Below are 2263 nucleotides of genomic sequence, written 5' to 3'. Positions count from 1 at the left end.
GGCGCTGTCTGACGCCAGCGGTTTCATCGAGACCAATCTGTGCTTTATTCTCAAGGCACATCTGGCGCCTGAGGGCACGGTTCTGTGCGACCCGGTGGCGGTGGCGGCGCTGTTTCTGGGCACGCCGTACCTGTGGGGCGGCAACAGCCGGTTCGGGCTGGATTGTTCGGGCCTGGTGCAGGCGGCGCTGCTGGCCTGCGGGCGGGAGTGCCCCGGTGACAGTGGTGCTCAGGAGCATGCTTTGGGCACGGCGTTGCCCGAGGGCACGGCGCCGCAGCGCGGCGATCTGATGTTCTGGAAAGGGCATGTGGCCTGGGTTGCCGACGCGGACACGCTGCTGCATGCCAACGCGCATCACATGGCGGTGCAGTACGAGCCGATTGCCGAGGCGATCCCGCGCATTCTGGCGCAGGGTGACGGGCCCGTTACTGCGCATAAGCGGCTCTAATTCGTCGACCCTGAGTAATTCCCAACCTACTGATTTTCTGATGGAAATGCTGATTTCGTGTGTTTTTGAGCTGCAGGGTTTGCTATTCTGCGGGCGATTTTCTTGCAATTTCGGATTGCCTCATGAAGCCCAAGTCGAGACCGCTGGAACAGGATGATTTGCTGCGCCCGCGCCTGGTCGATCTGATCGACATGCGCCATGAGCTGGTTAAGCTCGAGGGCTATATCGACTGGGATTTCTTCGAGCGCGAATGGTCCGGGTTTTTCCCGTCGCACCGCGGTCGGCCGGCAACATCGCCGCGGCTGGTGGCCGGGCTTCTGTATCTGCAGCACGCCCATGACCTGTCTGACGAGGCCGTTGTCCGGCGTTGGGTGGAGAACCCCTACTACCAGCATTTCTGCGGCGAGGTGTTCTTTCAGCATCGCCCCCCGATCGACCCGTCTTCGCTGACCCGGTGGCGGAAACGGATCGGCGAGGAGGGTGTCGAATGGCTGCTCACCAAGACCATCGAGGCCGGCAAGGCTGCCGGGGCGATAGATGACAAGAGCGTCGGGCGGGTCATCGTCGACACGACGGTGATGGAGAAAGACATTGCCCATCCCACCGACGCTCGGCTCTACGAACGCGCCCGGCAACGGTTGGTCAAGCTGGCCGGCGAGGCCGGGATACAGCTCCGCCAGAGCTATGCGCGTCTGGCTCCGAGGCTTGCGGCTCAGGTCGGCCGCTACGCCCATGCCCGGCAGTTCAAGCGCATGCGCAAGGCACTGAGAAGATTGAAAGGATATACCGGCCGCGTGATGCGCGACATCGCGCGGCAACTCGAGAAGGTCGCCGACCCCGGCCTCATGGCCCGTATCGCCGATGAACTGGAGCTTGCCGCCCGGTTACTGCGGCAAAAACCGAAGGACAAGGGCAAGCTCTACGCGCTACACGAACCCGCGGTCGACTGCATTTCCAAGGGCAAGGCCCACAAACGCTACGAATTCGGCTGCAAGGTCAGCGTCGCCACCACGATGAACGAGGGCTTTGTGGTCGGCATTCGGTCGCTGCCCGGCAACCCTTACGACGGCCACACTCTGGCCGAAGCGCTGGAGCAGGTGGAAATCCTCACCGACACCCGCCCCGCCCAGGTCTTCGTCGACCGCGGCTACCGCGGCCATGGCGTGACTTTGAGCCAGGTGTTTATCAGCGGCCAGAAGCGCGGTGTCACACCAGTCCTTCGCAAGTTGATCCGCCGGCGAAGCGCAATCGAGCCCACCATCGGCCACATGAAATCCGAAGGTCGCCTCAGACGCTGCCCGCTCAAGGGCACCCTCGGCGATGCCATCTTCGCAGTGCTGTGCGGCTGCGGCCACAACATCCGCCTGATCCTGGCTCATATCAGAAAGCTTTGGCCTCAAATCTGGGGCAGGATACTCGACGCCCTGACTGCGATCTCACTCTGCCGGCGGCCACGACACGCTCTCGCGGCGGCATAAAGCAATATGTTCAGGGCCGACTACTTCGCCAGCCACATTTATCAGCTCAACGACACTGAGGCCGGCGCGGTCCGCACCTGGTCGACGGGCCAGAAAGGCGATGGCTACCTGCTGATCGTTCCGCTGGACCGCTACAGCCGGAAACAGCTCCGCCTGGTGCGGGAGCGGGTTGAGGCGGATCCCGAGCGCATTCACGACATGCTGGGCCGCGGCCAGGTCACTGAGCTGAAGCAGCTGCTGGCATGCGAGCCGCTCGCTCCCGGCGGCAGCGCGGCGGAGGCGGCATAGCCGAGAGAATGAGATTTCTTCGTGAATTCATGTCCCCGGGAAGGGGGCA

3 protein-coding genes are annotated in these 2263 nt (G+C 63.2%); all 3 read left to right on the top strand.

The window, feature by feature from the left end:
- A partial coding sequence (locus ACR0KN_RS22390; protein ID WP_480656691.1) for a C40 family peptidase occupies positions 1-448 on the top strand: 448 nt, incomplete at its 5' end.
- Positions 449-570: 122 nt separating this feature from the next.
- Positions 571-1926: an IS5 family transposase gene (locus ACR0KN_RS22385; protein WP_480448282.1), complete on the top strand. Its 1356-nt coding sequence runs from the start codon at positions 571-573 to the stop codon at positions 1924-1926.
- 6 nt (positions 1927-1932) lie between these two features.
- A complete protein-coding gene (locus ACR0KN_RS22380) occupies positions 1933-2214 on the top strand; it encodes a hypothetical protein (protein WP_480656689.1) in 282 nt (93 codons plus the stop codon).
- The last annotated feature ends 49 nt before the right edge of the window (positions 2215-2263 follow it).

The organism is Ruegeria sp. AP7 (assembly GCF_056539905.1).
The sequence above is the reverse complement of the archived record's forward strand: the minus strand, read 5'-3'. Positions and strand labels throughout refer to the sequence as shown.